The sequence below is a fragment of the Streptomyces sp. NPDC104581 genome, from assembly GCF_055583685.1.
This window is the reverse complement of sequence record NZ_JBVJNN010000091.1, coordinates 1-2,492: the sequence shown is the minus strand read 5'-3', so window position 1 is coordinate 2,492 and position 2,492 is coordinate 1. Positions and strand designations below refer to the sequence as shown.

Annotated in this window: 3 protein-coding genes and 1 pseudogene; 2 read left to right on the top strand and 2 right to left on the bottom strand. The window is 71.8% G+C overall.

Annotation, left to right across the window (positions count from 1 at the left end):
• Positions 1-213: pseudogene (locus ACZ61E_RS32530) on the top strand (sulfite exporter TauE/SafE family protein); the annotation flags it as partial.
• A gap of 191 nt (positions 214-404) precedes the next feature.
• Here the strand turns inward: ACZ61E_RS32530 and ACZ61E_RS32525 are convergent.
• Positions 405-1,343: an alpha/beta hydrolase family protein gene (locus ACZ61E_RS32525; RefSeq protein WP_469704013.1), complete on the bottom strand. Its 939-nt coding sequence runs from the start codon at positions 1,341-1,343 to the stop codon at positions 405-407.
• Between the two features lie 219 nt (positions 1,344-1,562).
• Between ACZ61E_RS32525 and ACZ61E_RS32520 the strand changes: the two genes are divergently transcribed.
• The gene (locus tag ACZ61E_RS32520; RefSeq protein ID WP_469704011.1) at positions 1,563-1,943 is read left to right on the top strand and encodes a MerR family transcriptional regulator; all 381 of its coding nucleotides are present in this window, start codon (positions 1,563-1,565) and stop codon (positions 1,941-1,943) included.
• Between the two features lie 39 nt (positions 1,944-1,982).
• On the opposite strand, the gene ACZ61E_RS32515 is transcribed toward ACZ61E_RS32520, so the two are convergent.
• The gene (locus tag ACZ61E_RS32515) at positions 1,983-2,318 is read right to left on the bottom strand and encodes a hypothetical protein (protein ID WP_469704010.1); all 336 of its coding nucleotides are present in this window, start codon (positions 2,316-2,318) and stop codon (positions 1,983-1,985) included.
• Positions 2,319-2,492: the final 174 nt, after the last annotated feature.

The window sequence follows — 2,492 nt, the reverse complement described above, 5'->3', positions numbered from 1 at the left end:
GGCGCGGCCACCTACGCGCTGCTCTCCCTGGCCGCCACCGGTGACGTCGCCCCCGACTGGGTGCTGGGCCTGTCCTGCGGAGCCGGAGGACTTCTCGGCGGATACTTCGGCGCCCGCCTTCAGCCCCACCTGCCCGACACCGCGCTCCGGCTTCTCCTCAGTACCCTCGCCACCGGCGTCGGAGCGCTCTACGCGGTTCAAACCCTTCGCTGACCGTGCGGAGCCCAGTCGTCCCACGACACTCCGGAGCTGGCGAAACCCGTGAACGTCCCACCCGACCGGTGTGGAAGTGCTGTCACCTCTCACGCGCAGAGCCGCGGCCCGGCATCCCTCGCCGCGGGGTCCGCTCACGGCGGTCGTCATGACGACGTCCGCCGTGGACGCGAGACTGCGGGTGTCTGGGGCTACTTGGACTCGAGGTGCCCGAGCGGGTGACTGCCGCTGAGGACGGTCTGGGCGTGGTGCCAGTCGCTGTGGTCGATTCCGGTGACATGGCGCAGATAGGCGAGGGTGACCTGCTGGACGAGGGCGACACGGGCGGGGTTCTCGTCGGTGGTCTCCGCCGATCGGTGGCCGGAGACGCCACCGAGGAAGTGCTCGCCGCCGCGGACGGTCAGGAGGCTCTTGTCACTGCGGCTGAGGGTGTAGGGGTCGGCCGTCCAGGCCGGACCCCGGGTGGAGAGCGGGAGGTCGTCCTCGTCTCCCGCGATGACGAGGCCGGGAGCGGTGATCCGGGAGAAGTCCTGATCGCGCAGCCAGGGAAGGTTGTCGTGGGCGAAGGGGGTCAGCTCGTCGCCGCCCCTGCCGGCGGTGGCCAACTGGACGCTGGCCATGACCCGGGCATCGGACAGGTCCTCGGCGGCACCGGTCCGCGGGTCCATCACGCGCAGGCCTACCAGGATGCCGGCGGTCTGGCCGCCGAAGGAGTGTCCGGCCGCGACGACGCGGCTGCGGTCCACGCGGCCCGACAGGCCCGGCACGGCCGCCTCCAGGGTGGTGAGCTCGTCGAGGATGTGCCGCATGTCCTGTACGCGGTGGCGCCACATCTGGGGCCGGCGAGGGTCATCGGCGCGGAGGGTGAACCGCTTGGAGTCCAGATGAGTGGCCTGGATCACGACGAAGCCGCCGGACGCCCAGTGGTCGACCAGCGGGGCGTAGCCGTCCAGGTCCGAACCGAACCCATGGGCGAACAGGACGACGGGCAGGCCGGTGCCGGCGGTGGGGGCGGTGACGCGGACGTGCAGATCCGCACCGCGCCCCGGTGCGTTCAGCACGAGTGGCTTGACGGACACGGTCGCGGTGAGGGCGGGGCCGGAGAGGCCGGTCGCGGGGTACGTGGTCATGAGTGCGTCTGCCCTTTCAGAAGGTGACGGACCGGGGGAGGCGGAGGACGCGTTCGGGCGTCGAGACGACGGAGCGGGTCCCGGCCGCGTTCGTCGAGGGGGTTCGGGACCTGACAGAGCTTTCCGCCCAGCGCCGGGCGCATGAGCTACCGTAAAAGTTGACGTTGACGTCAAAGGCAAGTGGGCGTGACGCACGGCACGTGAAGGAGAGCGGCGGGAATGCGGATCGGTGAACTCGCGCGCCGCACGGGTGTCACCACCCGGGCCCTGCGCTACTACGAGGAACAGAACCTGCTCGCCGCCGAGCGCAGTGGCAGCGGCCAGCGCCGCTACACGGAAGATGCCGTCGAGCGGATCCACCTCATCCGCCGGCTGTACGCCGCCGGACTGAGCAGCAAGTCCATCGCCGAGCTGACGCCCTGCGTCATCGACGGCAAAGCCACCCCCCGGCTCCTGCGGCGCCTCGCCACGGAACGCGACCACCTCGACCAGCGCATCGCGGACCTCGTCCACACCCGGGAAAGACTCGACTCCGTCATCAGTGGCGCCTCGTCCAACATGCACACCGGCGCCCCCTGCCCGCGGTCTGCCGACGCGTAGACCCGCGCCGGCCCGTGTCGGAGACAGGGGCGTTCGACGTCACGGAGTCGGCGCGTGGAGCCGCGACTGCCTCCGCGCGGCTTCGACCACCTGCTCGTACGGCAGGACCGGGCCTCGCTCAAGCGTGTCGGTCACTTCGGCCAGGAACCCACCCGGCGAGTCACCCTGCCCAGGACGGGTGCCGGTCTCGTGGAAGAACCGGCCCATCGCACCGAAGGAGCCCCGCTCGGTACGGCAATCCACCAGGAGACCGTCCGATGTCACGTCATGGGAACCGAACTCCACGTAGCTGCGTAGCCGGTAGTCCTCGGCCTCCCCGTCGGGGACCTGACCGATGCCGCGCATGAACTCGGTGTCCCCGACGATCCCGCTCACTGCGAGCGGCCGGTCGCCCGAACTGAACCGGAAAGCCTTCGGCCCTCCAGCGCCCCGTTGTGCCGGAGGAACGAGGCCGGTCCCGGGGGGGGGGGGGGGGGGGGGGGGGGGGGGGGGGGGGGGGGGGGGGGGGGGGGGGGGGGGGGGGGGGGGGGGGGGGGGGGGGGGGGGGGG